This window comes from Microbacterium sp. JB110 (assembly GCF_003335195.1).
GTDB lineage: Bacteria > Actinomycetota > Actinomycetes > Actinomycetales > Microbacteriaceae > Microbacterium.
Map to the genome: position 1 here is coordinate 392688 of NZ_QPGM01000001.1, position 26663 is coordinate 419350.

Consider the following 26663-nt stretch of genomic DNA (forward strand, 5'->3'; position numbering starts at 1 on the left):
TACACGGGCATCAGAGGTGCGGACGCGCCCGCGCTGCCGTCCGGTACTGCGTTGGCGTGAGGCCGTAGATGCGTTTCATCATCCTCGCGGCGTGACTCGCATCCGGCCACCCCACCGCCTCCGAACATCGTTGGACACTCCACCCCGTCATGTGCAGCAACTCAGCGAACTTCTCGGCGCGCAGCCGCGTCAGTACCCGCATGGGTGAGACACCGAACGACGGACCTATAGAAGTCAAGTGAGTCCGAGGTCGGTTTTCAGGTCGTGGTAGACCTCACGGGCGATGAAGCGTTTGAGGCACCGGAGGACGTCCTTTTTCGAGAGCCCTTCGGCGAGTCTGCGTTGCGCGTAAGCGATCGTGGGCTCGTGGTATCGGAGTCGGCAGACCGCGATCATGTGGAGGGCGGCGTTGGCTTGTCGATCGCCGCCGCGGTGCAGACGCATCCGCTGGGTTTTGCCGGAGGAGACCGGTATCGGTGCGACACCACAGAGCCGCGCGAACACGGCTTCGGAGTGCAGCCGGTCGATGTTCTGCCCGGCCGTGATTAGCAGTTGGGCAGCGTGACCGGTGCCGATCGCGAGCTTGGAGACCAGAGTGGGCGTCGTTCGGGCGACAAGATCCTGCAACACGACGTCGAGGTCACGGATCTCGACGGTGAGGTCCAGGACTCGCTTCGCGAGCGTGCGGAGCGCGTATTTGGTGGCATGGAATGGGTCCTCGATGTTGTCGCGGTCAGGGCGGAGGCCCGCGCAGCGCTCGATCAACGCGGCGGTGGTGCGCTCGGTGATCTGTTCTCGCAACTCAGCAGGTGCTGTGATGAGCAGATCGCGAAGCTGAAGTTGCGCACGAGTGCGGGAACGAATCGCGGAGTCCCGGCTGACCCGCAGGATGCGGATGGATTCGACAACGCCGGTGGTGGTCTTCGGCACGACCGCTGCATGGCCGGAGAGAGCTTTCATCGCCGCCGCTTAGGCATCGATCGCGTCGTCCTTGCCGCGACGGGCACGCAGGTGAGGGTGGGGCTGGTTGACCTCAACAACTTCAACGCCGCGAGCGAGAAGGAATCTGGTGATGCCGGCCGCGTACGACCCCGTCGACTCGATCCCGATCTTGTCGATCACACCGAAGCGTCCTAGCCAATCCAGCGCGTCCTGATAGCCGCGGGTCGAAGCGGGGAACTCCTGGCTGCCGAGGCGGCGACCCGAGGAATCGAGGGCCGCAACGTGATGGGTGTTCGAGTGCGCGTCGATGCCACCGACGACGATCGTGCTGGTCAAATGCAGGTGTTCTTCCATGAGGTTCCTCTCCAACGGAGGGAGCCTCTGGAGAGGTTGGAGCGGACACAACAATGACGAGGCATCGTGCGCGAACAAGGTCCTATGAAGTCACGTTCCACCCAGCCCCGAGAGGCTCCGGGACAGTGACGGCGAACCCCGGCCAGGGCGACTCGTCGGTGTCAGGACAACAGCACACGCCGTGACAATTAAACAGCAGGTCAGCCCCGGCCGAAGCCGTCAAGAACATCTTCATTGTTCATCTGACAGACCCGCAGGGAGACCACGACAGCGTCGTCGGGAGTGCGTCTGGACTGCTGCTATCGCGGAACAACCATCGGTGTTCCTGAGATCGGATCGTCGATGACTATGCATGGCAACGCGAACACGGTCTCGACCAGCTCCTGCGTGAGGACCTCTCTCGCAGTTCCGGTCGCGACCACCGCGCCGTCGTGCATAACGACCAGGTCCGTGGCGAACCTGGCTGCCTGATTGAGGTCGTGCAGCACCGCGACGATCGTGCGGCCCTGTTCGCGCAATCGGTTGCACAGATCAAGGAGCTCGTACTGGTGCGACACGTCGAGATAGGTCGTCGGTTCGTCCAGCAGGAGTACTGAGGCTTCCTGCGCCAGGGTCATCGCGACCCAGGCTCGTTGCCGTTGTCCGCCGGAGAGCTCGTCGACAGGGAAGTCGGCCAGGCTCTCGATTCGTGTGGCGAGCATCGCGTTGTTCACGGCGCGTTCATCCGCTTCGGACCATCGTGCGAGCAAGCGTTGGTGCGGGTAGCGGCCCCGTCCGACAAGGTCGGACACGGTGATGCCGTCAGGTGCTAAAGGGGTCTGTGGCAGTAGGCCGAGTTTCCGCGCGATCGCCTTGGTTGGCAGCGTCGCCAGATCGGCGCCTTCAAGTAGCACGCCACCGTCGGAAGGCTTCAGCAGGCGCGCGAGGGAGCGCAGCAGGGTGGACTTCCCGCAGGCGTTCGGTCCGATGATCACCGTGAACGAACGCGGTGCGATCTCGAGCTGCAGGCTCTCGATCACGACGCTCCGGTCGTAGGCGACGGTGATCCCGCGCGCTTCCAGACTGATCGGGGCGGCGCTTGTGGTCGTGCTCACTCGAGTGTTCCTCCGGTGGCGATCGGTTCGCTTCCCGGCATATCCGGTGTCGTTGCGGTCTCACCGAGCAGTCCGCGATAGGTGATGCTCGTGGTCATGAGCTCTTCGTGTGTGCCGACGGCGTCCACCTGTCCACGATCGAACACGACGATGCGGTCGGCGTGGCGGAGCGTACTGAGCCGATGGGCGATGACGATGACGGTCCGCCCTCGCATGAGCTCGGCGATGGCCTGCTGCACTCGCGCCTCGGTCTCTGGATCGACGGCGGCCACGGCCTCGTCCAGGATGAGCATGGGCGAGTCCTTCAGCAGGGCGCGCGCGATCGACAGCCGCTGTCGCTGCCCACCTGAGAGATCGGTGCCCCCTTCGGCGAGGACTGTGTCCAGTCCCGATGGCATGTTCCTAATCGTGTCGTTGATCTGGGCATGCTCGAGTGCTCTCCAGATCTCGTCGTCGGAGGCGCCGGGGCGGCCAATCTCCACATTCGCGCGGATCGTGTCGGGAAACAAGTACACATCCTGGAACACGGTCGTCACGAGTCGAGTCACGGCCGCCGTGCCAAGCTCCGGCAGCGTGTATCCGCCGATTCGGATGCTCCCGGAGTCGGCGTCCCATAGTCTGCCGGTCAGATGGGCGAGGGTGCTTTTGCCGGCACCCGATGCCCCGATGATGGCGGTGAGCTGGCCGGCCTCGGCCTCGAAGCTCACGTTCGTTACTCCGCCGCCTGCGTTACGGTTTTCGGAGTCGTCGCCTGTGGAGGGGTACGCGAAGGACACGTGCTCGAATCGCACACCGGCGTCTGCCGGCGTGGCGGGCGAGTCGGGTTCGCTGAGCGGAGCGGCCGACCATACGTCGTCGATCTTCTTGGCGATCTGCTCCTGGTTGCGGCGGTACCCGGTCAACGCGGTCAGCTCCTGCAACGGTTGGTACATCGTGAGGCTCAGCAGCAGGAACAACAGCAGCTCGACGGGGCCGATGGTCCCGTTTGCGAGCAGTCCGGCTCCGAGCAGGATGAGTGCGACGAGCCCGATCTCGACCGCGATCGAGCCGAGAGCCGTGAGCGGTGCCGCACGCACCGACATCTTCACGCTCGCCTCGCGGAGTGACTCGACCGCGTCCGGCAGCCTCCGCGCAATCGGCGACTCCTTCGATTCGCGCAGTTGGACGGTGCCGGCGGCCTGTTCGACGAGCACCGTGGTCGCCTCCGCGCGCACGGTGTGCATGCGGGCGAAGACTCGGTGGTAGACGCGGTCGGTGACGCCGGTGATGAGGAGGAAGAGCGGGATGCCGATGAACGCGGCGATGGCCAATCTCCAGTCGATGATCGCGAGGATGATGCCGGACATCAACGGCTGCAGCACGGCGCCGGCGATCTGCTGGGGGACGTTCTGGAAGTCGAGCATCATGATGTCGTTGTTGACGAGCGTCGTGAGCCTGCCGGAGTCGTTCCGGCGGAAGAAGCCCAGAGGAACCCGCCGCACCCGGTCGAGCACCGACAACTGCAGGTCCGTCTTGGCGACGGCTGCGATGTCCCATATTTCGCGGTTGGTCCATTCGGCGAGGAAGAACCGGGTGACGAGCCCGAACGTGAGCACAGCGGTGACGCTCCAGATGAGGGTTGGTGTCACTGCCGAACCTCCTTGCAGCTGTTCGATTGCGGCGATCAGGATCACGAAGATCGCCACGAGGGGGACGCCGCGCGCCGCACCTTCGAGAATGAGTCTCGGTACGCCGCGTCTGAGCAGCCTCGACCAGCCCCGCCCGAGCAGTGCGTGCCACTGTGCGGCGAACCCCAGGGCGCCCACGCCCGGCCGGATGACCTCCTGCACGGCCTTCCGCAGCGGGTCGTCGGGATCGGATATCTCCAGCTCGTCGGCGGCTGCTGACGAGCTCGAGACCTGTGACTCTGGGACGGCGGCATCGCCGGAGGGGCGCCCTCCCAGGTGCCATCCACCGACTGTCTCATAGGCGGACCATAGGGCGGCGTACCGCTCGCACCGTTCCAACAGCACCGGATGCGTACCCTGGTCGAGGATCCGTCCGTCTTCCACCACGACGATGCGGTCGCTGCCGATGATCGTGTCCAGGCGGTGGGCGATCGCGATGACCGTCCGGTCACGTGTGAGATCTGCGATCGCCTCCAGCGTCCGGCGTTCCGTTTCGGTGTCCAGCGATGCGCTGACTTCGTCGAGGATGACGATGCGAGCTTCCTTAAGCAGCGCGCGAGCGATTGAGATGCGCTGCCGCTGTCCGCCCGACAGTCCGCTGCCGCCGGGGCCGAGCATTGTGTCCCAGCCGTCTGCGAGGATTGCGACGACATCCCCGAGCTGTGCTGCCTCGCCCGCGGCGCGAACCTCCCCGTCGGTGGCATCCGGGCGTGCGATGCGGATGTTCTCAAGAAGAGTCGCTGCGAACACGTGTTCGTCCTGTTGCACGAACGCGACCAACTGCGCGAGCCCCTCTGAGCCGATGTCGCCGACCTCGATCCCGCCTATCCGGACGCGCCCCGTATCGGGCTGGAGGTGGCGGACGATGATCCCCGCGATGCTCGACTTTCCGGCACCCGTCGCTCCTACCAAGGCGATGTGCTCCCCATCCCGCACCTGTAGATCGACACCGTCGAGGGCAGCCCGGTCGCCGAACGACAGCCTCACGTTCTCCAGTTGCACGTCGTAGGCGTCCGGCATGGTGGGGGAGGAAGGTTCGACCAGCTGCGGCTCCGCCAGCGCCGCGGATATCGCGATCGACGAGAACTGGATTCGTGTCAGGGCGGTCGCCGCGACACCCACGATTGAGATCACGGGTGATAGATACCCCAGCGCGATGAGGAGGAAGAGTGTCAGCTCCCGGAAGTCGACCTCGCCAGCCACGAACCCGAGACCTGTGGTCGGGATGAGGAAGACGACTGCGAGCCCAGTTGCAACGCTCATGAACGCGACGACCCACCGCAGCGGGCTTCGGAAGCTCTTCTGCTGGAGTTCGAGTCCGCGCAGGACTGCGTCGCGGGCCGCGTCGAAGTCGCCGGCATTTCCGAGGAACGAGCGGATGACAGCGATGCCGTTGAGATAGCCCATGACGACGCTGTTCTGCACGACCAGATGAGCGGCGGACGCGGCGTTGCTGCCTTGCGCCCTGGCCATGCCGATTCCTGAAACGATGACGAGCAGTACCAGGGCGAGCAGGGCGACGAGCGCCAGTCGCCAGTCGACGACGAAGAGCAGCACGGTGGTGGTCACCGGAACCGCGATTGCTGCCGATAGATCGGTGATGCCGTGAGCGAGCGCCTCCTCCAATTGCTCGACATCGTCGTGCAACAGCTTCTTCGTCTGCCCCGATGAGAGGGTGCGCACGCGGCTAACGGGTTGCCGGTGCATCCGCTGCACGAGCTCGAGCCGGATGTCGGCGAGTGCCCGGTACGCGGCGACGTGCGCGATATGGGTGGAGATGCCGCTGAGCACGGCGCGGGCGATGATCGCGAGTGCGCATCCGATGGCGATCGCGATCACCGCCGCGCCAGCATCGCCGATGACGTCCCCGTCGAACAACACGGTGACTGTTGCGAACACTGCGATGTACGGTGCCAGTGAGCAGGCGCCGGAGAGCACGGCGCACACGGCAGCGAGAACGAACCACGCCCGCTGCCGGGCCACGATCGAGAGTGTCGGAGCCAGATCGTTTCGTGGCGGTGTGGCCTCGATGGGTACTTTCGCTTCTTCATCGTCGCTCGTTGACATCGAAAGTGTGCCTGGCGATTGCTCTGTAGTGAGGTTCACCTAACTCAGCGTAGGACGAGCTAGCCATTAAATCAACACTGCATGTATATATGGTTGATTAGACTGTTGCGTTATGACTGAGACTGCTCCGAAGAAGCGCGGGCGCCCGAGAGCAGGCGGCAGTAGGACGATCAACAAGCAGGTGATCGCCACGGCCGCTCTGCGTATCGCGGGCGCTGAAGGTTTCCCTGCGCTCACGATGCGGAGGCTTGCCGAGGAATTTGGCGTAACAGTGCGTGCGCTCTACAACCATGTCAGCGATCGCCAGGAGGTCATTGATCTCGTCGCCGCGGAGATGACGAACGCGATCCCTGCGCACGACTTCGATCCGCAACACTGGGAGGATTCCTTCCGACAGATGTATCGCGAGGGCCGGGCGTTCTACAGGCAGCACCCACGTGCTGCCTTGATCTCGCTGACCGAGACGGTGACGCTGACCACCGTACCCATCTCGCGCATCCTCTCGACGGAGCGGATGCTCGCCTTCCTCACCGGCATCGGCCTTCGCCTCGAGGACGCGGTCGCCGTGCGCGGGCTCTTCCTCGTCGACATCTTCGGGTACACGCTCCTCATCGACGACCGGAACGACCGCAGCGACGACGCGACGCGACGCGAGCACAGCGCGCCCGTGCCGGCGCCGTGGCTGGATGTTCACAGGGACCTCGACGTGCCACTGTCCCGTGCAGCGCTCGACCTCGAACTCGGGACCAACGACGACCATTTCGAGGTCATGATCGAGCGAGCTCTGGGTCACGTACGGCGGCTGCGCCAGAGCGGCGCCGCCAGCAGCAGTAGCAGATAGATCCCGCCGATCGCTCCGGTGACGACACCGACGGGGAGGGTCACCGGTGACAGCAGAATCGTTCCGACGATCTCGGCCGCGACCACCAGGAGCATCCCGCAGGCCACTGACGCTCCCAGCGCCGAGCCCGCCGTGCCCGTGATACGTCGTGCGAGCGCCGGAGCGACCAGCGCGACGAATGGGATCGGGCCCGCGACGCTGACGGTCACCACGACAAGAAGCACGCTGACGGCGAGGACGAACAGTTGGGCGCTGCGCAAGCGCGCTCCGAGCGATGTCGCGAGGTCATCCCCGAGGACCAGAATCCGAAGCGGGCGCGTGGCCACCGCGGCGGCGGGCAGCAGCAGTGCGCAGGCCCCCGCGAGCCAGCCGATCTGGGCCCAAGTGACGGCGTGGAGACTGCCCGTTAGCCATACGGAGGCCTGCAGTGCGGTCTGTGAGGAGGCTGCCGAGATCAGGAAGGTGTTGACGGCCAGCGCGAGCAGCCCGACGGCGACCCCCACCAGTACGACCGTTCCCATGCGGTCGGTGCCGCGGGTCAGCGCAGCGAGGGCCAACACGACAGCTGCCGCCGCGGCGCCGCCCACCAGCGCACCCACTCCGACGACGGCGCCGAGCTGACCAGCGACGATGATGCTGACAAGCGCGCCAGTGGATGCACCGGCGGAGATGCCGAGCAGGTCGGGGCTTCCGAGTGGATTGCGGGTCAGCGTCTGCATGAGCGATCCGCCGGCTGCGAGCGCGGCCCCGACGAGGAGTGCCGCGGCCATGCGCGGGGCGCGAAGGTCTCTGACCGTGACGCTTTCCCGCTCGCCTCCGGTGCCAAAAAGGGTCGCTACGATGTCCGAGACCGGAATCGCGTACGTCCCCACGCCCAGTCCCACGATCGCGAGAGCAACTGCGGCAAGGACCATGAATGCGACGTGTCCGCCTCGCCGCCGCGCACGCGTCGATGTTCTCCAGCCGGAACCTGCGGGCGCGCTCATCGGGTAGCTTCCACCCTTGCGCTCCGTTTCGCCGTGGATGCTCGTCGCCGGCGGGTCTTCACGATGAGGAGGAGGAAGACCGGGGTGCCGATGCACGCGAGTACGATCGACACGTCCAGCTCTCCCGGTCGGACGGCCACGCGCCCGACGATATCCGACGCGAGGACGAGAGCGCCGCCGAGTGCCGCGCTGCCAGCCACGTTCCAACCCAGAGCGGGACCGGTGGCGATGCGTGCCAGGTGCGGGACGATGAGTCCGACGAAGCCGATCGGGCCTGCGGCTGCGGTCGCGACACCGCTGAGCGCGGCGAATCCGCCGACGACGAGCCAACGGGTCCTCACCACGTGTGCTCCGAGCGCCCGGGCCACGTCGTCTCCCAGCGCCGCCGTGCCAAGATCGCGGATGAGCGGTGTGACGAGCAGCAGCAGGATCGCGACGCATAGGGCCGTGGGCACGGCGACCTCCCAACCTCGCCCGGCGAGGCTCCCGACCGTCCAGATGCGGAAGCGATTGAGCGTCGTCGAGTCGGTCACCGTCAGAGCGGAGGTGACCGAGGTGAGCATCGCGGAGAGAGCGACGCCGGTCAGCACGAGACGCGTGCGGGGATCCCCGATCCGCGCTGCCGCGCCCACAGTGATGACAATGACCGCCGCGACGGTGGCGCCCACGACGCCCCAGGCGACGAAGCCCAGGTAGTGGCTGACCCCGCCGAAGGTGATTGCCATGGCGACGGCAACCGATGCGCCGGCATTCACGCCGAGCAGGCCCGGGTCGGCAAGGGGATTCCTCGTCACCGCCTGTGCGAGAGCCCCGGCCGCTCCGAGGGCGATTCCCACAGCCGCGCCGAGCAGTACTCGAGGCATCCGGAGACCCCATACGATCACGGATGCTGCGCTGTCGTCCGGCTGCCATAGCACGGAGATCACCTGGTCAATCGGGAGGGACTTCGCCCCGACGGCGGGTGAGAGGATCGCGAACAGGACGAGAAGGGCAACGCCGACGAACGCGGGCAGCGCACGGCGCAGGGTCGTTGTCATTCGGAGAGGAGGTCGATCTCTGCGAGCGAGCGCCCCTCCGCGAGGCCCGACTGGAAGAGGCTCATCTCGTGCTTCTCGAGCCGTGGCGCATCCCACCCCGCGCGCCAGTAACCGCTCGCGTAGGCCCGTTCCCGCGGAACTCCGGCGGCTCTCGCCTGTCGCCGGATGTCGCGCACCAGCGCGCGTTCGCCGGCAAACCAGAACTGCGATTCCGTGAAGTCAGGAAGCGTTGCGAGCACCCGCGACATTGACGTGACGGCACCCACAGTGTCGGGGACGACGGCGCTATGCTGCAGTCGCGGTGGCAGCGGTGGCAGTCTTCGCACATCCGGCTCGACGAGGGTGACGTCGACGACGATCTCAGCGCTCAGGTGCTCGACGACGCTCAGCAGGGCTGGGAGGGCGCTCAGGTCGGCGAGCGCGACGAGTCGACGAGTGCCGTCGGCTATTACGAATGCATTGGCGAGTCCGAGCAGCCCGAGCAATGCGCCAGGGGAGGCCTTCTTCACCCAGGGGCCTGCGACGCCCTCGGAATCGTGCATGACGAAGTCCAGGTCGAGTTCGCTGATTCCCGACCGTGTTAGCCGATCACGCGCCCGGCGGAACGCTGCGACGCTGATCGTGCGCATCGGCGACCGCTCTCCGCCCGGATGGGCGAGCACTCCCGGAGATTCGAGGAACGGCACCCCCGGCTCGGGTCGGGTCGGCGTTGGGAAGAACACTTTGACTGCGTCGCCGCCCGATCCGCTCGGCGCCAGATCGCGGAGCGACGTGGCGGACACGGTTACCCGTCGCAGGCCCGGCGATAGGTCGGCCACGTGGGTGACTGTTGCGAGGTGGCCGGTGATGGCGCCGCTCACTTGTCCGCCACTGTGCTCAGCGTGCCGCTGATGGTATTCAGGCCCCAGTAGAGCGAGAGCGCGGTCGGTGTACGAAGCGCGGTGGCGGCCAGAAGATTCAACGACTGGTATCCGCCGTCTTTCACTCCATCCAGCGCATCGAACAGGGGGCTCGATTCGGTAGCAGTTTCGGCATCGGGGGCCATGTGGGCGATGAGTATGAGGTCAGCGTCGATCGCTCCGATCTCTTCGATGCTGATGTCGCTCACTCCCGGGTTGAGCGGATTCTCCGGGAGCGCTTCGACTGCGGCAGGGACGGAGAGTCCCAGATCAGAGAGATTCTTGATCATGGTGTCGTTCACGTCGGAGAGCACACCGTAGGCGTCGCCGCCCTGCGCGACCGTGAAGCTCACGGTCTTGCCCTGCAACCCCGGGTAGGCCTCCGCGAGCTGCGAGAGGGCGGATTCGGCCTCGTCGACGAGTGCGGCCGCACGAGCGGGCTGCCCGAGGGCGTCACCGGTCAGCTGCGTCACGTCCTGCCAACGATCTGTGATGGGGTTCTCCAGGAAGGCGATGGTCGGGACCACGGCACTGAGTGTGGCGTAGTCCGTCGAGATGGTGAACGAGGTTGGTGCGAGGATCAGGTCCGGGTCGAGGCTCAGGATCTGCTCGATGTTGTACTGCGCATTCTGATCCCACGGGATGGCGACGAAGTCTTCGGCGGAGACCAAATCATCGATCCACGGGTTGACGCTGTCATCGTAGAAAGGCACTCCTGCGCCCACCAGGCGATCAGCGGCACCGAGCGCTATGACGGCGTCGCGTTCGACCGCGCCGAGGGCCACGATGCGCTGCGGTTCCTCAACGATCGTGGTCTCGCCCAGTGCATGCTCGATGGTGATCGGATACGAGATCGCCTCGTCCTCGGCGTGCGCACTGATTTCGGGCCGATCCAGCTGGATCAACGTCGAACTGGTACTCCCTGGCGTCGCTACGCCGTTGTCGGCAGGCGTAGACAGCGCACATCCGGTGAGAAGCAGGGATGCCGCAGCAACAAGAGTCAGGGGGGCTGCGATGGTTCGAGTGATTGGCACGGTGATTCCTTGGGTGCTGAGGGGTTAGGTAACGCTTACCTCACCAACCTAGAGATCTGACAGCCATAAATCAACATAGAGTGTATTTTTGAGAAGTCGACCACTGGCTCGCTCCGCCCCGACCCGACGGCAGGAGCGCCGCGCCGTCGATCCCCCTGAGCGCGCATGCGGCAGTCAGCAACTCGGGGGACGGTGAGAAGGCGCCGAGCACGGACGCAATGCCGAACAGTGCCGGGCCGATCACGAACACGCGGCGGCGGTCCCAGCGATCACCGAGCCCGCCCGTGACCATGAGCAGCCCGCGTGTGGCGACGCAGCTGCCAGGGCACGCGTGCTGTTGTGCGTCTGACGAAGTCAGCGGAGAGAAGGGAACCCCGTCCTCAGCGCGCTCCGACGAAAGGGCCGTCGCGCACCTGACAGGTGTGACGGTGTCGATCAGGGTGATGCCTGCTGGTGACGGCTACCGGTATCTGCAGAACTCTGTCGTCATCGGTGACGGCGATCGTGATGCGGCGTCGGCGCTGACGAGGTATTACCTCGAGTCGGGAACGCCGCTCAGCCAGTGGTCGGGAGCGTTCGCAGTGGCGTCAAACGCGACATGTGGTATTTCCTGTGCCGGGCGGAGCAGTGACGACCATCGTTCCTGTGGCCGCCGCGTGTTCGAGTTCGGCGCGAGCTCCCGAGACGACGAGCCCATCGCCGATGGAGGCGAGGTCGAACTCGTGCGGGGGTGTCGTCACGACGACCATTGTCTCAGCCGGGGCGCTGCGCACATCCGGATGACTTCGCGGAATGCCTCGGCATCGATACCAGCACTCAGACAGCTTCCGGCATCACCGTCAGTCGCGTGCGTCGAGAATCGTCTTGCCGCGGCGGAGGGCGGTGGCCACGAGCACCAGGCCGATGGTGGCTTGGACTCCGCCGACGGCGAGCCACGACGTGGCCGAGTCGACAGGGGCCAGGACCGAAGCGGCGATGTAGTTGCCGATGTGGAAGCCGCCGTGCACGCCGACCGCCGCCCACAGCGAGCCCGTCCACAGCAGCATGCCCGTCGCGAGCACGGCGAAGCCGAAGGGCAGTGCGAGATAGAGCACGTGCTCCCACGCGGACTGCTGACCGCCGCTGGAGACGAGATGGATCACAGTGAACGCAAGCGTGGTGACCACGACGGCGACGACGGGCCGATGACGGAGCCGCCACAGCAGCCAGCCGCGGAACAGCAGTTCTTCCGGGATGCTCTGCTGCAGGAACGCGAGGCCGATGTAGTGCAGGATCAGCAGGGCGACCGTCAACGGCGCGGCGCCGGGCTCACCGAACATGGCGGGGGAGGCGGGCACGGATCCGACGGCTGGGAGCATGGCCGTCACCACGATGAGGCTGGCTGCCGCGACGGCGACGCCGAGGAGAAGCCAGAGGATCGACTGGCGCCCCCAGCGCCAGCCTGCATCTCGAATCGACCGGCGTTCCACCCATCGCATCCACGCCCACACCAGGAGGACGACGATGATGAGGACGAGCGACTGCAGGATGAACGCGGCAGCGAACGCCCACGGCGAGGAGCCGGAGAGCAGATCGAGTGCACCGGGGATGAGTACGAGAGAGGCTGGCAGGATCCCGGCGACGACGTTGGCGACCGCCAGCACGCCGACCGCGACGATGATCCGCAGCGTGATGCCGAGCGGTCCGGTGCCGAGCCTGGGCATCGGGGCAGGGCCGGTGCGGACAGCAGCAGAAGCAGAGGACGTCATATCTGGAACGCTACGGAGGTGACGTGGCCGTGCGCGCCGCGCTGCGGTCATCACCGGTGGTGACGGAAGCCACCGGACCCGGGCAGTCTTCGTGACTGCGGTCACGTGTCATCTGCGCCCTTCGTGCATACGCTGGTAGTCATGTTCAGCGGCCCGTCACTTCGCACCGGACTGCTCGATCTCGCCGCGGGCATCGGCATCGCCGGGCCGGCGCTGATGGCGCTGTATTCAGCACCCGTCAGGCACCCAGGTGTGAGCGCCCTGATCGCCGGGCTGCTCGCCGCTGCCGTTGTCACGTGGGTGATGTGGCGCCGCTCGGCGCAGAGATCCCGGATCGCCGCAGTCGCCTTCGTCGCAATCGTGACGATGGCACTCGGCAACGGCGCGCTCTACTACGGCATCATCTGGACGGCCTGTCTCGTCCTCGGCGTCACCTTCTCCGCTGGCATTGTGCTGTGGGCCTACGCCGCAGGGCTGGTCACCCTCGTCGTCGCGCTGCATCTGAGTACCGGCAGCCCTCCCCAGATCATCTTCATCGAGGCTATCGGTGCGGCGCTCCTGGCTGGGATCGCGGCGGCCGTCGCGGTGGTGCTGCGCGACAGCCTCCGGGTGAGCGACTCGCTGCAGGACGCGCTCGTGCGGTTGGACGCAGCCAACGAGGAGCTGCAGAGACGGCTTCAGGCGGATCGAGACCTCGTACTGGCACAAGAGCGGGAGCGCACGGCGCGGGAGCTGCACGACGACCTCGGTCATCGGCTCACCGCGATCGGTCTCTCACTCGACTACGTCTCCCGCGTCGACGATCCGGATGCGGCACGCGCGGAGGTCATCCGGGCGAGGAGTGTCGTCGGTGATTCTCTCGCTGCCATGCGACGTCTGGTGCGCGCGATGCATCCGGTGGAACTGTCCGCGCTCGGCGACGCGGAGGCGTTCGGTGCGGTCGCCGAGGCGTTCCGGGGGACCGGTATTGACATCACGGTGACGATCGAGGGCGAAGACGTGCCGCTGCCGCACGAGCAATCGTTACTGCTGCTGCGGTTCGTGCAGGAAGGACTGACCAACGTCGTGCGGCACAGCCGGGCGACCGCCGTTCGGTTGCATGTGGTCGTCGCGCCCGACGGCGTGGATGCCGTGATCGCGGACGATGGCGGGACGGGCTCCGTCGGCGCGACCGCGGCAGACGGATTCGGACTGCGGTCGTTGCGCTCCCGTGCGGAAGCGCTCGGCGGGCGGCTGACCGCCGAGCCGACGTTGGACGGATTCCGGCTGGCAGTCGCGCTGCCGTCGGAAGCGGCGGCCGTGGCGCTGTCTGCTTCTGGGGGCACAGCATGAATGGCGTTCGGGTGCTCGTCGTGGACGATCAGGAGCTGCTGCGCCGCGGGCTCCGGATGATCCTGGAGACCGACGCGAATATCGAAGTGGTCGGTGAGGCCGAGCATGGGCTGCGGGCGCTCGCGATGATCCCCGAAGTCGCTCCGGACGTCGTACTCGCTGACGCACGGATGCCCACGCTCGACGGGCTCGGCTTGGTGCGTCGCTGCATCGTCGACCATCCCGGCTTGCCGGTGCTCGTCCTCACCACCTTTGACGACGCACGAACCGTGCGCGATCTGCTCGATGCGGGTGCGGCTGGCTTCCTGCTCAAGGACGTCTCCACCGACGGCCTCGTCGAGGCGATCCGTCAGGTGATCGCCGGAGGACTCGTGCTCGACCCTCGTGTCGCACGAGCGGCGCTGTCGCCCGCAACGTCGGCAGCACCCCTCCCTGAACTCACCGAATCGGAGCGGGCCGTCGCCGAACTCGTGGCGCGCGGCCTGCCCAACGTCGAGATCGCAGACGACCTGCACCTGGCCCATGGCACAGTGAAGAACATCGTCTCCACGCTGCTGCGCAAACTCGGTCAGCGCGACCGCACCGCGCTCGCCCTCCGCCTCGCACAGGAGCGAACGGGCTGACCGGGCCCGCGCGTGACCGGACGGTCTGGGTGCGGTCCGTCAGCGCACCTTCGGCAGCTTGTGCACCGCTTCGATGTTGTTGCCGTCGGGATCGCGGAGGAAGGCGCAGAAGGCGCCGTACTCGGGCCAGACGCGGGGCGCGTGCTTGGAGCGGGCGCCTGCCGCGACTGCCGCGTCGTGGAAGCGCCGCACCGACTCGCGGTCCGGCGCGGTGAAGGCGACGTGCACACGCCTCGTGACGGCATCCGGGCGCTTCGCTCGCTCGACGCAGAACGAAGGAGTGTCGGTGCCCTCGCGGGCGTACTCGACGAACCCGTCTTCCCGCTCGATCGGGACGATGGCCAGCATCGCCAGCGCCGCGGTGAACATCCGCTCGCTGGCGGCATAGTCGGAGGCGTAGAACCCGGTGTGGTGGATGAGAGGGAGAGCGTCGACCATGACGACAGCGTAGACATTCCTGATCGCTGCGGTGCGACAGGCACACCGCCGTGGCCGGGCGCAGGAGAGAGTTCGTCAGCCGCCCTCGCGCGCCGCGCGCTCCTGGATCAGTTCCGCCACGGCTGACGGAAGCGTCGTCTCGAAGTCGATGAGTTTCGCCCACGTCGGGGTGATGGTGATGCGATACATCTGCTTGTACAGCGAGCGCACCTCCTTCTCCCACTCGGTGCGCTGCTCGTCGGTCATCGAATAGACGTTGTTGGTGCTCATGTACTCATCCGGGATGCCGTCAACCAGCTCGAGGTCGGCGTCGCCTCGGATCAGCAGGATCTTCGGCGGGAAGACCTCCGTATCGATCGTGAGCGCGACCTGCGGGTTCTCGCGCAGGTGCCGCAGCTTCGGCGCATTCGTCGTCGTGCACACGACGACCGATGTCCCGTTCCAGACGAAGCCCATCGGCACGTTGCGCGGCGAGCCGTCTTTCGCGACATACGCCATACGGAGGATGTCGCGTGCGAGCAGCTCTTCGCTGTAGGGGAGGCTGAGGATCCTGGCGATCTCAGTGCTGTCCATCCGGCCGGCTCCTTCATCGATCGTGTGCGGGATGACTCCAGTATGCGAGCCCCGCGCCGCCTGGTACAGAGGGAGGGGCGAGCATCGGAACTGCCACGATCGCCGACATCGTGGCGCACTACTGACTTGTGATCTTCCTGGCAAGGAGCTGAATTGATTTGTTACCAAGTCGTGATGTGTGGTGGTGTAGGACCCTGAACCGCAAAGGGCAGCCGTCGTATCCGCCCCCAAGAGTCCTTTGCGTCACCCGAAACCAATGCGATGCTTCGGTCGGGCGGACGATCTTCACACAGTGCAGATCGAGACGGGGCTGTGGAGTTCACCGTGTTCAAGAAGAAGACTTCCCTCACCAACGCTGACAGCCGTCGTTCCGCTCGCCGTCTCGGCGGCGGTCTGCTGGCTGCGAGCGTAGCGGCGATGGCCGCGACCGCTTTCGTTCCCACCGCCGCGAATGCCGCCGACGGTGCGACGTGGGACGCGCTGGCCCAGTGCGAGTCCGGTGGCAACTGGTCGATCAACACCGGCAACGGCTACTACGGCGGCCTGCAGTTCTCGATGTCGACCTGGCAGGCCTACGGCGGTTCGGGCAACCCCGCTGACGCCTCCCGCTCGGAGCAGATCCGGATCGCCGAGAACGTGCTCGCCGGTCAGGGCTGGGGAGCATGGCCGTCGTGCTCGGCGCAGATCGGTGCATCCGGATCGGCTGAGCCGACGGAGTCGGCGCCGGCACCCGCCGAGACCAGCAGTGACGCGTCGGGCCAGAGCGAGTCGCAGGAGCCTGCCGCACCCGCCGCACCCGCAGAGCAGCCGGTGGCAGCCGAGCCCGCTGCCCCGACCTACACGCTGCCGGACGTGGAGGCCTCGAAGAAGACGTACACCGTCGAGTCGGGTGACACCCTGTTCGAGATCGCAGAGCACACGGATCTCGACAGCGGCTGGCTCGGCATCTTCGCCGTGAACCAGGACGACATCACCAACCCCGACCTCATCGAGGTCGGCCAGGAACTGGTGCTGCCGAAGGGCTGACCCGGTCCGGATGAACTGTGGGCGGGCGTCTCGTGCAGGCGCCCGCCCACAGTCGTGTCGGCGTGGGGGAGTGGGGTGCCGCTGCTGCGTCAGTGGGCTCGTGCGCGGTGGCGCCTGACCGCGTCTCGATTGGCGCACCGCACCGAGCAGTAGCGCTGCCGACCGTTCCGCGTGATGTCGACGACGACGTTCGTGCACGGGGAGGCTGCGCATCTGCCGAGGCGGTGCATGCCGCGCGTGGTGAGGTGGAATGCCGTGCCTACGCTGATCACCGCGTGCAGCACGTGCGCGAGGGACTGGTCCTCGTCGCGGTAATGCAGGTGCCAGCCCTCGTCATCGTGATCGACGAGCCTCGGGTAGGCCGATGCCTGTGCCATCTCCAGGTTGAGCAGGGCCGCACGCCCGGTCTCGTCGGCTGCATCGACGATCGCGAGCCAGCGGTCGATGACGGCTCCGGTGAGTGCATGGTCGTCATCGCGCCGTGCGAACGCCATCGTCATGCCGAAGTCGCGCGTGCGCTCTTCGATCTGTTCGCGATCATCCGGCCAGTCATTCGCCAGGGACGCTGCGAGCAGAACCGCGTACTCGCCGTAAGGGTTGAGATGCATAACGGCATTACACCACGCTGGGAATCATGACAACAGAGCTTCAGCAGATCCCCACCGGAGCAACACCGAGGGCGCACGAGCACGGGTGGGCGACACAGTCATCGCACGTGACCAGCGTGGGCACCGTCAGCTACGTGTCGTGCGTCGTGTGCGGAGCACGGCGCGTCGACGTCGTCGAACATGCCTCGGCTGCGCCGCGGCCGCTTTCGGCGGTGATCGGGGGAGTCTCCGGACGTTGACGTCATCGATCACTCAAGAGCGACGGGTGCGTGGGCTACCGTGGTGGCGGTGAGCCCAGTCAAGGCGGTCGGCTTCGACCTGGACGAGACGCTGTTCGACCATCGCGGTGCAGCAGATGCCGGTGCTGACGCATTCGCCGCGCACCTCGGCGTCGACGATGCATCGGCGTTCCGGGCCGCCTGGTCCGCCGCCGAAGAGACGGAGTTCGAGCGCTGGCGCCGGGGAGAGATCTCTTTCGCGGAACAGCGGCGCCGGCGTCTCGTGCGCGTGCTGCGTGTGTTCGGTCTTGACGTGCCCGCGGACGCGGCGGGCCTCGACGCGATGTTCGACCGGTACCTGGCGATGTATCGCACGCACTGGCGTGCGTTCCCGGAGGCGCTTGAGGTGCTCGCGGCGCTTCGCCGGGCGGAGCTCCGGATCGGCGTACTGACGAACGGTGCCGAGGTGCAGCAGAAGGAGAAGCTGAGTATCATCGGCCTGGCCGACGCCGTGGACATCGTGTGCACCTCGGAGGGGATCGGCGTGCAGAAGCCCGATGCCCGCGCGTTCGACGCTCTTGCCGAACGCCTCGGCGTGGTGCCGGGGGAGTGCCTGTTCGTCGGCGACAACCCGCTCCACGATGTGGAGGGCGCGCGCAGTGCCGGCATGCGTGCGCTCCGCATCGCGCGCGATGCACCCGCTCCGAATGACCTGACCGCGGTTCTTGACGCAGCGGGTGTTCTGCGCTGAGCCCGGCACTGCGAGAGCGTGCCCTTATCGGCGACATCGATCGCAAATGTAGATCAATGTAGAATATCGTGCGAGAATGGTTGCATGAAGACCATTTCCGTTCGCGAGCTGCGTCAGAATCCGGCTTCGATGCTACGCGATGTTGAGGCAGGGGAGGCGTATACGATCACGTCGTACAACCGCCGGATCGCGCGCATCGAACCGATTGTGTCGTCAACGCAGATCATCCCGCCGAAGCGGACCGGTCGGCCGGAACTCTCCAGCCTGCCGGTGCATGAACTTCGTACGGCTGAGTCCGTCGACGAGCTGCTCGATGACATGAAGGGGGAGTGGTGACTGCGTACTACGTCGACACATCTGTGCTCGGCAGGGTCCTGCTCCGGCATTCGTCGAAGGCTGTCGCGTGGTTCGAAGACGCCGCTGAATCAGAAGACCTCATCTCGTCGCGCTTGTCGAAGACCGAGCTGACGCGACTCATTCGCCGGGAGGATATGTCGATCGCAGAGCGCGATGAGGTGCTCGACTTCATCGCACTCGTGCCCATCGATCACGCAGTGCTCACCGAGGCAGAAGCGATCGTGCCGCACCTGCGCACACTTGACGCGATTCACGTTGCCACGGCGCTGCGTTCGGGCGTAGAAGACTTGGTTGTCGTGAGCCACGACGCCCGCATGCTGGCCGTCGCCCGACAGCTGGGCTTCACGGTATCCGACCCATGTGCCGAGGAGTGAACAACCGCAGAGCAGAATAGGGGAGTGCTGACACTTCTCGACCTGCCGGTCCCGCTCGATCCCGCTTCGCCGCTGACACTGAGACGTGCCGTTCCGGAAGATCTCGGCGCATTGATGCGCCTGCTCTCCGATGACCCGGTGAGCAGCTCGCGCGGTGACGTCGCGGATCCTTCCGACACCGAGCGCTACGCAGCCGCGCTGCGCGCGATCCTGGAAGATGCGGGCAACGAGCTCGTCGTCGTCACAGATGGGGATGCGGTGGTGGCGACCATGCAGCTGACGCTGATCCCCGGGATGGCGCGGCGGGGGAGCTCCCGGCTGCTCATCGAGGCGGTCAGGGTGGCCAGCGACCGTCGCTCGTCAGGGATCGGGGCAGCGATGATGCGTTGGACGATGCACACGGCGGCACCGGCACTCGAAGCGAATCTCGTTCAGCTCACTTCCGACGCTCAGCGTTCAGACGCCCACCGCTTCTACACACGGCTGGGGTTCGCGGACTCGCACGTCGGGTTCAAGTACCGCGTGCCCACGGCCTGAACCGTAGAATCGCGGGATGGCGCAGATCGGTGAGGGACGCTGACGATGACCAATCCGAGTCTCGCGGTGTGGCCTTCCGAACACGACGGCCACGTGCGGTCGGAAGTGTCCGCCGTCGTCGGGCAGGGGGACGCGGTCTGGAGTCGTGTGTCGCGAGACGTGCTGCGCTGGAAGGTCAAGACACGCAGTGGCTTCACCGTTGGCGGCGACGAGCCCGCAAAACCCGGGGTGCGTCTGACGATCACCTTTCGTATTCTCGGGATCACGATCCGAGAGCCGGTCGAGGTCGTCGACGTGCATGCCTCGCCCACGCGTGTCGGATTCTCGTACCGAACCCTGCCTGGACATCCGGTGTCGGGGGAGGAGGCCTTCATCGTCTCTCGGGTCGGCGATGAGGTCGTGCTCACAGTGCGTTCGCTCACAAAGCCTTCACCACAGCAGCCGTGGCGCGCGATGTTCCCCGCGCTCCGGGTGGCGCAACTGGTCGTGCGGCGGCGCTACCTGCGCGCGCTGCGCGACACCGGGTGGCGTCCGGGACACGTGTGATTCGAATCAGCACGCCATCGGGGAGTGGTCTCGATGAGCTATGGGTGCACTGGCGCACGTCGTGGCGCAAGCTCATCGAGCTGGATGGATACGGTTTCGGGCGACTGTTCGCCCCTCAGATGCAGCGTCGCTTCGTGCTCTCACGCGAGCAGGCTTCATCAGCGACCACACAGAGGACGAAGAGCGGGACGGCGCGGATCGGTGGGGGACGCTGACGATGGCGGCTACGGCATCGCGCGGACGATGACCAGTGACCCTTCGAAAGTCGGTTGCTGACGGAGTGCGCCGTGCCTGGTGTCCCATTCGCCGGAATCGAGCGCGGTCTGCAGCGCCGCTGTGTACTGGTCGGCTTGCGTCGGATCGACAAAGCTCCAGGCCGAGCATGCAGCTCGTGCCCCCGCGACGAGCAGCTCCTCTGGACGACCGTAGTAGGCCTCGTTGAAGCCGTCGGTGCAGTCGAGGGGGATCGGCACGAGGTCCACGGTCACTGTCCCGCCCAAGCCCTCGACGAGCTGGGACATGGCCGGGTAGCGGCGGCGCTCCGTCGAGATGACACTCGGTGCGTACTCGGCAAGCCAGAAGCGGTCGAGTAGGTCCGGATCGCAGGTCAGGATGACGACGGGGCCGCGAGTGACGCGTCGAATCTCTGCGAGCCCGGCGGTCAAGTCACCCCACTGATGGACGGAGAATGTCGTCATCGCCGCGTCGAACGAGCTGTCCGGGAACGGCAGCGACTCGGCAACTGCATCGATCGCCCGGCTGAGCACGATCGGGCGCTGGTTGCGCATGCTGGCGGACGGCTCGATCGCCGTCACGTCGCGATCCGTGGGTTCGTAGCTGCCTGCTCCCGCTCCGACGTTGAGCACGGTACGCGCATCGCCGAGCGCATCCCACATGGCTTGCGCGATCCGCGGATCGGGACGGCGGTAGTCGGCGTACGTCTTCCCGATGACACCGTAATCAGCATCACCGGCGCTGCCGTCCTGCTTCCTGAGGTGTTCTGCGGTCATACACCGATCCTGGCACGAAGGGCACGAACGCCCATGGGCGGGGAACAGTGGCTGCAGGGTCAGAGAAGAGGCGACGTGACTTCGAACTGACATAATGTGCATTATCGGCTATAACCATCGACAAGTGAGGGACGTGTAAAAGACTGTATGGAACCAGTCTTCGGCGCTCGGTGCGGGCCGACTGCTCCGGCGCGCCCACGTCTCTCACGTGTCTCTCACTCAGCGACGTACCCGGCGAGGTGTCTGCCTGTCAGTGTCGAACCATCTGCGGTGAGTTGAGCCGGCGTCCCTTCGAATACGACCCGGCCACCGTCGTGACCTGCACCCGGGCCCATATCGATGATCCAATCGGCGTGGGCCATGACGGCCTGATGGTGTTCGAGGACGATCACCGAGTGTCCGGAGTCGACGAGTTCGTCGAGCATCGCCAGCATCGCCTCGATATCCTGCAGATGAAGGCCCGTAGTCGGCTCATCGAGCACATACACGTCTGCGCCGTCGCCCATCTGCACGGCGAGCTTGAGGCGCTGCCTCTCGCCGCCTGACAGCGTCGACAGTGCTTGACCGAGGCTGACGTAGCCGATCCCGACGTCGTTGAGACGCTTCAGGATCTTCGCGGCCGCCGGTACCTTCCCCTCGCCTGAGGAGAAGAATTCCAGCGCGTCGGAGATCGGCAGCGCCAGCACGTCGGCGATGTTCCTCCCGCCGAACTGGTACTCGAGCACGGCCGCGGTGAAGCGCCGCCCGCCGCAGTCCTCGCAGGGCGTGGTCACCCCCTGCATGAAGCCGAACTCCGTCGTGATCGTGCCGTTCCCCTTGCACGTCGGACACGCGCCCTCGCTGTTCGAGCTGAACAGGGCAGGCTTGACGCCGTTCGCCTTCGCGAAGGCCTTCCGGATGGACTCGAGCAGGCCCGTGTACGTCGCCGGATTGCTCCGGCTCGATCCCTTGATCGGCGTCTGGTCGACGAACGCGACGCCGTCGCGCCGTGCCAGCTTCTCGTCGACGAGAGAACTCTTTCCCGACCCTGCAACACCCGTCAGCGCCACGAGCACGCCGAGCGGCACGTCCACGTCGACGTCGCGCAGGTTGTTCGACGACGCCCCGCGCACCTCGATCGCGCCGTTCGGCGCACGCACCTGGTGCTTGATGCGGGCACGGTCGCCGAGATGGCGTCCTGTCACGGTGCCGCTCTCGTGCAGGCCGGCGAGGTCGCCGGCGAAGCACACCTCTCCCCCGTGCGCACCGGCGCCTGGGCCCATGTCGATGACGTGATCGGCGATCGCGATCGTCTCCGGCTTGTGCTCGACGACGAGCACCGTGTTGCCCTTGTCTCGCAACTGCACGAGCAGGTCGTTCATCCGCTCGATGTCGTGCGGATGCAGCCCCGCTGTGGGCTCGTCGAACACGTAGGTGACGTCGGTGAGCGGCGACCCGAGATGCTTGATCATCTTCAGGCGCTGTGCCTCTCCCCCGCTGAGCGTGCCGGATGCACGTTCCAGGGACAGATAGCCGAGCCCGATGTCGACGAACGAGGCGAGCAGATCGTCGAGCGCCGTCAGCAGCGGGACGGCTCCCTCGAGGTCGAGTCCTCGCACCCACTCGAGCAGGTCGGAGACCTGCATCGCGCAGGCTTCGCCGATGTGGAGGCCGGCGATCTTCGATGATCGCGCGGTTTCGGCAAGGCGCGTCCCGCCGCATTCCGTGCATGACATGAAGGTCACTGCGCGGTCGACGAAGGTGCGGATGTGGCTCTGCATCGCCTCCCTGTCCTTCGACAGCATCGACTTGCGCACCTGCGGCACGAGTCCTGCGTACGTGATGTTGATGCCGTTGAGCTTGATCTTCGTCTCGTCCTTGTGCAGAAAGGCGTCGAGCTCGTCCGGGGTGAAATCGCGTACCGGCTTGTCCGGGTCGAAGAACCCCGACTCGGCATAGAAGCGCACGGACCAGCCGCCGGGCTTGTAGCCCGGAACCGTGATCGCGCCGTCGTTGATCGACTTCGTCTCGTCGTACAGCTGTGCGAGATCGAGATCCGACACGCGCCCTGTACCCTCACAGCCCGGGCACATGCCCCCGAGCATGGTGAACGACGCGCGCTCCCGCTTCGCTCTGCCGGTTCGCTCGACGAGGATCGCGCCGGATGCCTTCACCGAGGGTGTGTTGAACGAGAACGCATTGGGCGGGCCGACCTGCGGCTCTCCGACGCGGCTGAACAGCGTGCGGAGCATCGCGTTCGCGTCGCTGACTGTGCCGACGGTCGATCGGATGTTCACGCCGAGGCGCTCCTGGTCCACCAGGATCGCCGTGGTGACACCGTCGATCGAGTCCAACTCGGGGCGTGCGAGCTGCGGCAGGAACCCTTGCACGAACGCGCTGTATGTCTCGTTGATCATCCGCTGCGACTCAGCGGCGATGGTTCCGAACGCCAACGAGCTCTTCCCGGATCCCGACACGCCGGTGAAGACGGTCAGGCGCCGCTTGGGAACATCGACGTCGACACCGGTGAGGTTGTTCTCGCGCGCGCCGCGGACGCGGATGGCGTCGTGGGAGTCAGCGGGATGCGTGGCCATGTGAGCACGCTATCCCGCGAGAGCGTCGTCGACCAGGTCGGACACGTGCGCACTATTGTGGGCGATGATGAATCACCCGCGCAGCTCATATATGCCGGTAGAGGCATGATCCCCGCGCTCACCGGCTTCGTCGTTGTCGGGGTCGCGATCGTGACGGGATTCGTCACGGGCCGGATCGGCCTGCTCGGTGAGCACGGCCGCTTCGTCCTGAGCCGGCTGACGTTCTTCGTACTCAGCCCCTTCCTGCTGTTCGCCGTGCTCGCGAACGCGGACGTGCACGTCCTGTTCTCGTCGCAGCTGCCGGTCGCGGCGATTTCTGCTGCGGCGATGTTCGCGATCTTCGCCGTGCTCGCGCGTCTGATCCTGAAGCGCTCCGCGGGAGCGACCGTGATCGGCAGCCTCGCCTCCGGCTATGTCAATGCGAACAACATCGGGCTGCCTCTGGCGACCTACGTGCTGGGCAGCGGCGCATACTCCGCTCCGATCATCGTGCTGCAGCTGCTGGTTCTCACCCCGGTGTTCCTGATGCTGCTTGACGCGATCTCAACCGGCAGCACGGCTCTGGGACCGATTCTGAAGCGCACGGCGCGCAACCCGATGATCATCGGTGCGCTGCTCGGCACGCTGGTGGCGGCCTTCGAGATCGAGCTGCCCGACATGGTGATGGAACCGGCGGAGCTGATAGCCGGTGCGGCGATCCCCGTGCTCCTGATCAGCTTCGGCATGTCGCTCAGCGGCTCCCGCGTGCTCTCCACGCCCGGCACGCGCATCGACGTCCTGATCGCGTCCGGGCTGAAGCTCGTCGTGATGCCGGTCGTCGCGTGGCTGGTCGGCGCCTTCGTGTTCGGCATGACCGGCCATGACCTGCTCGCGGTGGTCGTGATGGCCTGCCTGCCCAGCGCTCAGAACGTCTTCAACTACTCCCAGCGGTACGGGGTCGGCGAGGTCATCGCCCGCGACACCGTGTTCGTCACGACGATCGGCTGCGTCCCGGTCCTGCTCTGCGCGGTTCTGCTCCTCAGCTGATCCCAGGGCTCCGCCACGACGCGTGCGGATCCGGCGCAGCAGCACCTGGCCCTGATCGACAGCCACGCCGAGCACGAGGGCGAGCACGATGCCGACCGCGGCTCCGACGAGCGGGTACTGCTCGAACCATGCGCCGGCCAGCATGCCGATGCCGACGGAGTATCCGGCCCACAGCACTGCGGCGACGGCGGACAGCGGCACGAACCGGCGCTGAGGGAACCCGGTCGCCCCGGCGGTGAGGTTCACGGCGATGCGCCCGATCGGAATGTACCTCGCCATCAGGATGAGCATCGACCCTCGGCGCTCGAGCGCACGGCTCGCCCAGGCGAGCGTGGAGCGGGCGCGGCGACCTCTCATCCATCCGAATCGGTCGATGCCGAGGCGGCGGCCGAGCATGAACACCATGTTGTCACCGGCGAATGCCCCCACAGCCATGCACGCCCCGAGCAGGAACGGATTGAGCTCGCCCGTCGACGCGGCGATCGCGGCGAACGCCACGACGAGTGACTCGCTCGGAACCGGCGGGAAGAAGGCATCGAGCATCGTGACGGCGAAGGCGATCAGATACACCCAGGGGGACGTAGCCAATGCCAGCAACATCTCCGTGATCTCGGTCACGCGCGCACCCCGTTTTCTCTTGCCACTCCCCCAGCATCGCGGGGCGACGCGGCAAGCGGTATGGCGAAACCTCGTGTCTTGCCGAGGGGGATATCCCCCGCCAGAGCGATGGCGACGGCTGCGAGGACGGCGCAGGCGACTGCGGTGACCCAGGTGAGGCCGACGACGAAGATGATGACGACGCACCCCACCCCGAGGGCGGTCGCCGGGACGGTGCGCCAGGCAGCACCGGATGGGAGCGGCATCGGCTTCCGCTCGAAGCGGGCGGCTGCCGCGGAGACCAGGGCGACGGCGACCACGGCGGCCAGCAGCCATGCCGGCCGCGTCAGCCACCACTGCGCGGAATGCAGGTCAGGCAGCACGATCAGTCCGCTCATCGCGCCGATCACGCTGAAGCCAGCCAGCGCGATCAGGACGGTCATGTGCCACAGGTAGATGGTCATCGCCCTGTCACCGATCCACGCGACCGCCCGCGCGACTCCCTGGCGCTGCGCGAATCGGGCCAGGTGCGGCCGAGCCAGAGAGAAGAAGGCCACCTGCACGACGGCGAGCACCGCGAGCACGAGTGTCGGCGGGTCCTGATTGGCGTACATGTTCGCCACGTACGGGGTCGTCGCTACGAGCACGACCAGACCGCCGAGCAGACCGAAGGCCCCGCCCATCCGGATGCGGCGAGGCACCCGGGCGATGAGGCCGTCCGCGTCGCAGAACCCGAGCTGCTGCACGAACAGCCACACCACCGCGAGGTTGAGGAAGCCGATCGCCTCCCAGCCGGTTGCGAACCGGACCGCATCGATCGCCGCGGCCGCCGTCACGAGAGTCGCCAGGGCCAGCGCCGGTCGCCGTTCGTGCCAGGAGGCCATCGCCGGAACGAGCGCCTGAGCGAGCAGGAACACACCGAGGAACCAGAGGGGCTGCGAGATGCGGAAACCGGCTGTGGCCACGATGTCGGCCGGAACTCCCGCGAGCGTGAGAGCAGCGAGTCCGGCAGCGATCGCGACGAAGAGGGCGACGGCCGGTGTCATCAGTCTGATCACGCGGCCGGATACGAATGCCGAGGCCGACATTCCCCTCGCTCGTGCCCTGCGCCACGAACCGAAGGCGGTGAAACCGCCCGCGAAGAAGAACAGCGGCATCATCTGCACGAACCAGCTCACCGGATCGAACCAGTCCGTCTCGAGCGCGTTCTCGAAGACCGGTTCACCACCGGACAGCGTGACGCCGACCATCATGGCGTGCAGAAGCACGACGAGCACGAGACTGGCCGAACGGATCAGATCGATGCTGCGATCCCGTCCAGGGGCGGCAGTCGTCGGCGCGCGTCCGGCGGTGCTCACTGCAGGGGCTGGCACGTGCAAGGTGGTCATGGAGCTCTCCTCGAATC

Annotated in this window: 29 protein-coding genes and 1 pseudogene; 11 read left to right on the forward strand and 19 right to left on the reverse strand. The window is 66.3% G+C overall.

Going from position 1 to position 26663, the window contains the following annotated elements; all coding sequences use genetic code 11:
- Positions 1 to 10 precede the first annotated feature (10 nt).
- From CIK77_RS18270 to CIK77_RS01825, 5 genes are all read right to left on the reverse strand, one after another.
- Positions 11 to 238, reverse strand: coding sequence for a helix-turn-helix domain-containing protein (locus CIK77_RS18270; RefSeq protein WP_442326749.1), 228 nt, complete (start codon positions 236 to 238; stop codon positions 11 to 13).
- Positions 235 to 960 (reverse strand): transposase, encoded by a 726-nt coding sequence (locus CIK77_RS01815; RefSeq protein WP_249268627.1) that lies wholly within the window; start codon positions 958 to 960, stop codon positions 235 to 237. Before CIK77_RS01815 ends, CIK77_RS18270 begins: the two co-directional genes overlap by 4 nt.
- Before the next feature lie 9 nt (positions 961 to 969).
- Positions 970 to 1296, reverse strand: a complete 327-nt coding sequence (locus CIK77_RS18005; protein ID WP_249268626.1) for an IS110 family transposase — start codon at positions 1294 to 1296, stop codon at positions 970 to 972.
- A 299-nt stretch (positions 1297 to 1595) separates the two neighbouring features.
- On the reverse strand, positions 1596 to 2390 hold the full coding sequence (locus CIK77_RS01820) for an ABC transporter ATP-binding protein (protein WP_087055407.1): 795 nt from the start codon (positions 2388 to 2390) through the stop codon (positions 1596 to 1598).
- Entirely contained in the window at positions 2387 to 6040 is a 3654-nt protein-coding gene (locus CIK77_RS01825) for an ABC transporter ATP-binding protein (RefSeq protein ID WP_212647499.1), read from the reverse strand. Before CIK77_RS01825 ends, CIK77_RS01820 begins: the two co-directional genes overlap by 4 nt.
- Before the next feature lie 265 nt (positions 6041 to 6305).
- Here CIK77_RS01825 and CIK77_RS01830 point away from each other — a divergent pair, with 265 nt between their 5' ends.
- Positions 6306 to 6965: a TetR/AcrR family transcriptional regulator gene (locus CIK77_RS01830; protein ID WP_212647498.1), complete on the forward strand. Its 660-nt coding sequence runs from the start codon at positions 6306 to 6308 to the stop codon at positions 6963 to 6965.
- Here the strand turns inward: CIK77_RS01830 and CIK77_RS01835 are convergent.
- The 7 genes from CIK77_RS01835 to CIK77_RS01860 form a co-directional block, all read right to left on the reverse strand.
- Complete coding sequence (locus CIK77_RS01835) at positions 6914 to 7879, reverse strand: FecCD family ABC transporter permease (protein WP_170934170.1); 966 nt, start codon at positions 7877 to 7879, stop codon at positions 6914 to 6916. The two genes, CIK77_RS01830 and CIK77_RS01835, sit on opposite strands and share 52 nt — an antisense overlap.
- Before the next feature lie 68 nt (positions 7880 to 7947).
- Positions 7948 to 8988 carry a FecCD family ABC transporter permease gene (locus CIK77_RS01840; RefSeq protein WP_087055403.1) on the reverse strand — a complete coding sequence of 347 codons (1041 nt, stop codon included), beginning with the start codon at positions 8986 to 8988 and terminating at the stop codon, positions 7948 to 7950.
- A complete protein-coding gene (locus CIK77_RS01845) occupies positions 8985 to 9848 on the reverse strand; it encodes a siderophore-interacting protein (protein ID WP_087055402.1) in 864 nt (287 codons plus the stop codon). The genes CIK77_RS01840 and CIK77_RS01845 overlap by 4 nt, the downstream gene beginning before the upstream one ends.
- Positions 9845 to 10792: an ABC transporter substrate-binding protein gene (locus tag CIK77_RS01850; RefSeq protein WP_170934168.1), complete on the reverse strand. Its 948-nt coding sequence runs from the start codon at positions 10790 to 10792 to the stop codon at positions 9845 to 9847. The genes CIK77_RS01845 and CIK77_RS01850 overlap by 4 nt, the downstream gene beginning before the upstream one ends.
- A 199-nt stretch (positions 10793 to 10991) precedes the next feature.
- On the reverse strand, positions 10992 to 11213 hold the full coding sequence (locus CIK77_RS18275; protein WP_114347177.1) for an MFS transporter: 222 nt from the start codon (positions 11211 to 11213) through the stop codon (positions 10992 to 10994).
- Positions 11214 to 11508: 295 nt separating this feature from the next.
- A complete protein-coding gene (locus tag CIK77_RS17555; RefSeq protein ID WP_170934167.1) occupies positions 11509 to 11661 on the reverse strand; it encodes a hypothetical protein in 153 nt (50 codons plus the stop codon).
- 99 nt (positions 11662 to 11760) lie between these two features.
- Positions 11761 to 12669 carry a CPBP family intramembrane glutamic endopeptidase gene (locus CIK77_RS01860; RefSeq protein ID WP_170934166.1) on the reverse strand — a complete coding sequence of 303 codons (909 nt, stop codon included), beginning with the start codon at positions 12667 to 12669 and terminating at the stop codon, positions 11761 to 11763.
- Positions 12670 to 12810: 141 nt separating this feature from the next.
- On the opposite strand from CIK77_RS01860, the gene CIK77_RS01865 reads away from it, so the two are divergent.
- Positions 12811 to 14001, forward strand: coding sequence for a sensor histidine kinase (locus CIK77_RS01865; RefSeq protein WP_087055399.1), 1191 nt, complete (start codon positions 12811 to 12813; stop codon positions 13999 to 14001).
- A complete protein-coding gene (locus tag CIK77_RS01870; RefSeq protein ID WP_087055398.1) occupies positions 13998 to 14624 on the forward strand; it encodes a response regulator in 627 nt (208 codons plus the stop codon). Before CIK77_RS01865 ends, CIK77_RS01870 begins: the two co-directional genes overlap by 4 nt.
- 39 nt (positions 14625 to 14663) lie before the next feature.
- On the opposite strand, the gene CIK77_RS01875 is transcribed toward CIK77_RS01870, so the two are convergent.
- Both CIK77_RS01875 and CIK77_RS01880 read right to left on the reverse strand, forming a co-directional pair.
- A complete protein-coding gene (locus tag CIK77_RS01875; RefSeq protein ID WP_087055397.1) occupies positions 14664 to 15062 on the reverse strand; it encodes a VOC family protein in 399 nt (132 codons plus the stop codon).
- 75 nt (positions 15063 to 15137) lie between these two features.
- A complete protein-coding gene (locus CIK77_RS01880) occupies positions 15138 to 15635 on the reverse strand; it encodes a pyridoxamine 5'-phosphate oxidase family protein (protein WP_087055396.1) in 498 nt (165 codons plus the stop codon).
- A 312-nt stretch (positions 15636 to 15947) separates the two neighbouring features.
- Here CIK77_RS01880 and CIK77_RS01885 point away from each other — a divergent pair, with 312 nt between their 5' ends.
- Complete coding sequence (locus CIK77_RS01885) at positions 15948 to 16661, forward strand: transglycosylase family protein (RefSeq protein ID WP_258861437.1); 714 nt, start codon at positions 15948 to 15950, stop codon at positions 16659 to 16661.
- Between the two features lie 89 nt (positions 16662 to 16750).
- Here the strand turns inward: CIK77_RS01885 and CIK77_RS01890 are convergent, their stop codons facing one another.
- Positions 16751 to 17269 carry a CGNR zinc finger domain-containing protein gene (locus CIK77_RS01890; protein ID WP_087055394.1) on the reverse strand — a complete coding sequence of 173 codons (519 nt, stop codon included), beginning with the start codon at positions 17267 to 17269 and terminating at the stop codon, positions 16751 to 16753.
- Between the two features lie 26 nt (positions 17270 to 17295).
- Here CIK77_RS01890 and CIK77_RS01895 point away from each other — a divergent pair, with 26 nt between their 5' ends.
- From CIK77_RS01895 to CIK77_RS01920, 6 genes are all read left to right on the forward strand, one after another.
- Positions 17296 to 17508: a hypothetical protein gene (locus tag CIK77_RS01895; protein WP_087055393.1), complete on the forward strand. Its 213-nt coding sequence runs from the start codon at positions 17296 to 17298 to the stop codon at positions 17506 to 17508.
- A 49-nt stretch (positions 17509 to 17557) separates the two neighbouring features.
- The gene (locus tag CIK77_RS01900) at positions 17558 to 18238 is read left to right on the forward strand and encodes an HAD family hydrolase (RefSeq protein ID WP_170934165.1); all 681 of its coding nucleotides are present in this window, start codon (positions 17558 to 17560) and stop codon (positions 18236 to 18238) included.
- Positions 18239 to 18322: 84 nt separating this feature from the next.
- The gene (locus CIK77_RS01905; RefSeq protein ID WP_087055391.1) at positions 18323 to 18574 is read left to right on the forward strand and encodes a type II toxin-antitoxin system Phd/YefM family antitoxin; all 252 of its coding nucleotides are present in this window, start codon (positions 18323 to 18325) and stop codon (positions 18572 to 18574) included.
- Positions 18571 to 18969 carry a type II toxin-antitoxin system VapC family toxin gene (locus CIK77_RS01910; protein WP_249268624.1) on the forward strand — a complete coding sequence of 133 codons (399 nt, stop codon included), beginning with the start codon at positions 18571 to 18573 and terminating at the stop codon, positions 18967 to 18969. The genes CIK77_RS01905 and CIK77_RS01910 overlap by 4 nt, the downstream gene beginning before the upstream one ends.
- A gap of 24 nt (positions 18970 to 18993) precedes the next feature.
- Positions 18994 to 19506 carry a GNAT family N-acetyltransferase gene (locus CIK77_RS01915; protein WP_087055389.1) on the forward strand — a complete coding sequence of 171 codons (513 nt, stop codon included), beginning with the start codon at positions 18994 to 18996 and terminating at the stop codon, positions 19504 to 19506.
- A gap of 45 nt (positions 19507 to 19551) precedes the next feature.
- Positions 19552 to 20052, forward strand: a complete 501-nt coding sequence (locus CIK77_RS01920) for a DUF1990 family protein (RefSeq protein ID WP_087055388.1) — start codon at positions 19552 to 19554, stop codon at positions 20050 to 20052.
- Positions 20053 to 20276: 224 nt separating this feature from the next.
- On the opposite strand, the gene CIK77_RS01925 is transcribed toward CIK77_RS01920, so the two are convergent.
- The gene (locus tag CIK77_RS01925) at positions 20277 to 21062 is read right to left on the reverse strand and encodes a class I SAM-dependent methyltransferase (protein ID WP_087055387.1); all 786 of its coding nucleotides are present in this window, start codon (positions 21060 to 21062) and stop codon (positions 20277 to 20279) included.
- Positions 21063 to 21277: 215 nt separating this feature from the next.
- Positions 21278 to 23635, reverse strand: a complete 2358-nt coding sequence (locus CIK77_RS01930; protein ID WP_087055386.1) for an ATP-binding cassette domain-containing protein — start codon at positions 23633 to 23635, stop codon at positions 21278 to 21280.
- On the opposite strand from CIK77_RS01930, the gene CIK77_RS01935 reads away from it, so the two are divergent.
- Complete coding sequence (locus tag CIK77_RS01935) at positions 23636 to 24661, forward strand: AEC family transporter (RefSeq protein WP_332841602.1); 1026 nt, start codon at positions 23636 to 23638, stop codon at positions 24659 to 24661.
- 153 nt (positions 24662 to 24814) lie between these two features.
- Here CIK77_RS01935 and CIK77_RS01940 read toward each other — a convergent pair.
- Together CIK77_RS01940 and CIK77_RS01945 are read right to left on the reverse strand one after the other, a co-directional pair.
- Positions 24815 to 25261: pseudogene (locus CIK77_RS01940) on the reverse strand (DedA family protein); the annotation flags it as partial.
- Positions 25262 to 25275: 14 nt separating this feature from the next.
- On the reverse strand, positions 25276 to 26646 hold the full coding sequence (locus tag CIK77_RS01945) for an acyltransferase family protein (protein WP_170934164.1): 1371 nt from the start codon (positions 26644 to 26646) through the stop codon (positions 25276 to 25278).
- Positions 26647 to 26663: the final 17 nt, after the last annotated feature.

Coding starts and splice junctions, on each gene's coding strand:
- CIK77_RS01835 (WP_170934170.1), bottom strand. CDS start 7,879: ATGGTCCTTGCCGCAGTTGCTCTCGCGATCGTGGGACTGGGCGTGGGG.
- CIK77_RS18005 (WP_249268626.1), bottom strand. CDS start 1,296: ATGGAAGAACACCTGCATTTGACCAGCACGATCGTCGTCGGTGGCATC.
- CIK77_RS01860 (WP_170934166.1), bottom strand. CDS start 12,669: ATGACGTCCTCTGCTTCTGCTGCTGTCCGCACCGGCCCTGCCCCGATG.
- CIK77_RS01890 (WP_087055394.1), bottom strand. CDS start 17,269: ATGCATCTCAACCCTTACGGCGAGTACGCGGTTCTGCTCGCAGCGTCC.
- CIK77_RS01925 (WP_087055387.1), bottom strand. CDS start 21,062: ATGACCGCAGAACACCTCAGGAAGCAGGACGGCAGCGCCGGTGATGCT.
- CIK77_RS01840 (WP_087055403.1), bottom strand. CDS start 8,988: ATGACAACGACCCTGCGCCGTGCGCTGCCCGCGTTCGTCGGCGTTGCC.
- CIK77_RS01930 (WP_087055386.1), bottom strand. CDS start 23,635: ATGGCCACGCATCCCGCTGACTCCCACGACGCCATCCGCGTCCGCGGC.
- CIK77_RS01905 (WP_087055391.1), top strand. CDS start 18,323: ATGAAGACCATTTCCGTTCGCGAGCTGCGTCAGAATCCGGCTTCGATG.
- CIK77_RS01920 (WP_087055388.1), top strand. CDS start 19,552: ATGACCAATCCGAGTCTCGCGGTGTGGCCTTCCGAACACGACGGCCAC.
- CIK77_RS01895 (WP_087055393.1), top strand. CDS start 17,296: ATGACAACAGAGCTTCAGCAGATCCCCACCGGAGCAACACCGAGGGCG.
- CIK77_RS01945 (WP_170934164.1), bottom strand. CDS start 26,646: ATGACCACCTTGCACGTGCCAGCCCCTGCAGTGAGCACCGCCGGACGC.
- CIK77_RS01865 (WP_087055399.1), top strand. CDS start 12,811: ATGTTCAGCGGCCCGTCACTTCGCACCGGACTGCTCGATCTCGCCGCG.
- CIK77_RS01875 (WP_087055397.1), bottom strand. CDS start 15,062: ATGGTCGACGCTCTCCCTCTCATCCACCACACCGGGTTCTACGCCTCC.
- CIK77_RS01880 (WP_087055396.1), bottom strand. CDS start 15,635: ATGGACAGCACTGAGATCGCCAGGATCCTCAGCCTCCCCTACAGCGAA.
- CIK77_RS18275 (WP_114347177.1), bottom strand. CDS start 11,213: ATGGTCACGGGCGGGCTCGGTGATCGCTGGGACCGCCGCCGCGTGTTC.
- CIK77_RS01815 (WP_249268627.1), bottom strand. CDS start 960: ATGAAAGCTCTCTCCGGCCATGCAGCGGTCGTGCCGAAGACCACCACC.
- CIK77_RS01870 (WP_087055398.1), top strand. CDS start 13,998: ATGAATGGCGTTCGGGTGCTCGTCGTGGACGATCAGGAGCTGCTGCGC.